The organism is Streptomyces sp. NRRL WC-3742 (assembly GCF_000720635.1).
Classification (GTDB): Bacteria; Actinomycetota; Actinomycetes; order Streptomycetales; family Streptomycetaceae; genus Kitasatospora.
This window is the reverse complement of the sequence record NZ_JOCF01000153.1, coordinates 1-2,595: the sequence shown is the minus strand read 5'-3', so window position 1 is coordinate 2,595 and position 2,595 is coordinate 1. Positions and strand designations below refer to the sequence as shown.

Sequence of the window (2,595 nt, the reverse complement as noted above, 5' to 3'; positions counted from 1 at the left end):
AGTACCTGTGTCTGAACCCCCGGTTTGGGTAGCCTGGAGCCCTAGCCTGGGCTGGTGTCCGAGGACAGCGGGCCGGTTGGTGAGCGGTGGTGCGAGGACTGCGGCGTACGGCTGAGGCCGGAGTCGCGGCCCGGTACGCGGTTCTGCTCAACGGCGTGTCGTGCCAGGCAGTGGCGGGTGGACCAGCGGCTGCGGAAGCGGGTGGCGGCCGAGCTGAGCGGGGCCGGCCGGGTCGAGTGCCCGGAGTGCGACGCGTGGTGGGTGGGCGGGGTGGACCGGCGTTCGAACGCCCGGTACTGCTCGCGGCGGTGCGTGATGAGGGCCTGGAGGGCCCGGAACGAACCGTTCGCTCAACGGTCACAGTGACCGTTGAGCGAACGCCGAAGCGGTCGAGATTCGCTCAACTTCGTTCATTCGCAAGCTAGTTGTTGTGATCACCACATTCCGGGCCGGACCCTGCTGCGCGGAAGCGGACCGGTCCTGTCACGGCCAACTGCCGTGCCCGGTACGCGAGTTGGTGGTGAGATTCCACATGGCTCAGGAGACCGAGAAGGTCGGAAGTGTCAGCGTCAGCCGCTACGAGGAGATCGTGGCCAGGCTGCGCGAGGTGGTGGAGAACCAGACCAGGGGCCAGTTCGAGATCGGCGACTACGCGCTGGAGATCGAGCCGATGCGGGAGGTGGGCGGCTCGGCGCCGGCGGACGAGATGTTCTCGGTGAAGCGCTCGCTGGTGAGGCTGGCGGAGGACATCGGCCTGGCCTACTCGTCGGTCAAGGGCGCCAGGTGGGCGGCCTCGCGCTGGCCGAAGGAGCACCGTCAGCCGAAGGTGTCGTTCACGGTCCACCGCATCCTGGCGGGCATCCCCGACGAGGAGGAGCGGTTCAAGGCGATCCTCACCCCGCCGGAGGGCAAGGCCCGCTGGACGCCGGACGGCGCGAGCCGGCGGGTCGGCTGGCAGGTCGAGATCCCGGTGACGCCGCAGGAGAAGGTCAGCGCGATCCACACCCTCGCCCAGGACGAGGAGGTCGCCGCGGTGGTGGCGGGGGACCTGCTGCGGCGGCCCGAGGTGATGGCGCAGGTCGAGCCGGAGGACAAGGTGCGGGCGGTCGAGGAGCTGACCCGCGAGGACGACGTCGCGGCCGCGGTCGCCCCCTCCTTCCTGCGGCGCCCTGCGGTGGTCGCCCGGGTCGCCCCGGCGGAGAAGGTGAAGGTGGTCGAGGAGCTGACCCGCGACGACCACGTCGCGGCGGAGGTGACCACAGGGCTGCTGCGGCGCCCGGACGTCGCGGCCCGGGCGATGGCCGACGACACCGCCCGCCACCAGGTCAACCACGCCCAGGTCGAGCGGGGCAGGCAGGCCCGCGCGCACTTCGAGGACAACCACCCCCTCGCGCCGGCGGTTCGCGGCCTCGACCGGACGGTGGAGTTCCTGGACCTGGTCGCCGCCTGCCACGCGTTCGTCGCCGCCGCCGGCCGGGTCGTCCCCGGCCTGCGCGACCGCCAGCTCGGTGACGACGAGCAGGCGGTGATCCGGGAGAACTGCGCGCGGGTGAAGGCGACGCTCGACTGGATCGAGACCGCGGTCGACACCGGGAAGGTCGACATGGACGGCGAGCTGGCCCGCCTGCTCCAGGGTGAGTAGGCGATGCCCCGCGCCTCCGAGCGCAGGTCGGCGGCGGCCGAGCGGCACGCCGACACCGTCCGCAAGGTCCTGTTCGAGGCCCGCCCCGCCGGGCTGGCCTTCGACCAGCTCACCCGGGCCTCGGCGCTCAGCAAGAGCCAGGTCAGAGCGGGTCTTGCCTGCCTGCGCGACACCATCGCCGAACGCGGCTGGCCGCCGCTGATCTGGAACCGGGCGGACGGCTACAAGTTCTGCTCCGACACCGCCGAGCTCCAGGCATACGAGGTCGCGGTGATCCGCGAGAAGCTCACCGAGATCCGCCGGTTCATCACCGGCGTCGTCGCCCCGCACGCCGTCCTGCAGCCCAAGGGCCGCTGGATCAAGCACCTGAACACCCAGCTCAGCTCGGTGGAGTCGACGCTCGACGTGATCGCCGACTACAGCGACGCCTGACCCCCACCCATCCCCGCGGGCCCGGCCGCCTTCGGCGGCCGGGCCCGCCAACTACCTGCCCCAAGACCCGAAGGGGGAGTTCGTGACGCGCCGGCGCTGCTACCCCTCGGACACCTTCGACGACGAGTGGGCGCTCATCGAGCCGCTGCTGCCGACACCGGCCTGCGAGACGAAGGCCGGCGGGCGCCCGGAGAAGCACCCGCGCCGGGAGATCGTCGATGCGATCCGATACGTCGTCGACACGGGCTGCAAGTGGCGCGCGCTGCCGAAGGACTTCCCGCCCTGGCGCACCGTGTTCGGCTTCATGGCGCGCTGGGCGGCGGCCGGGGTGATCGGCCAGATCCGTGACCAGCTCCGCGCCCGGGTCCGCCGCGACATGGGCCGGGCCCCCGGCGCGGTCGCCACCATCATCGACTCGCAGTCGGTGAAGGCCGCCGAGACGGTCGGGAAGGACTCGCGCGGCTACGACGCGGCGAAGAAGATCAACGGCAGGAAGCGGCACCTGGTGGTGGACACGAAGG

3 protein-coding genes are annotated in these 2,595 nt (G+C 71.7%); all 3 read left to right on the top strand.

Annotated features, from left to right (window positions below):
• Positions 1–532: 532 nt before the first annotated feature.
• Complete coding sequence (locus IH61_RS0139725) at positions 533–1,642, top strand: DUF6192 family protein (protein ID WP_031079287.1); 1,110 nt, start codon at positions 533–535, stop codon at positions 1,640–1,642.
• A 3-nt stretch (positions 1,643–1,645) separates the two neighbouring features.
• A complete protein-coding gene (locus tag IH61_RS0139720; protein ID WP_031079286.1) occupies positions 1,646–2,074 on the top strand; it encodes a hypothetical protein in 429 nt (142 codons plus the stop codon).
• A gap of 82 nt (positions 2,075–2,156) precedes the next feature.
• Positions 2,157–2,595: IS5 family transposase (locus tag IH61_RS0139715; RefSeq protein WP_031079285.1), on the top strand; the 439-nt coding region annotated here is incomplete at its 3' end.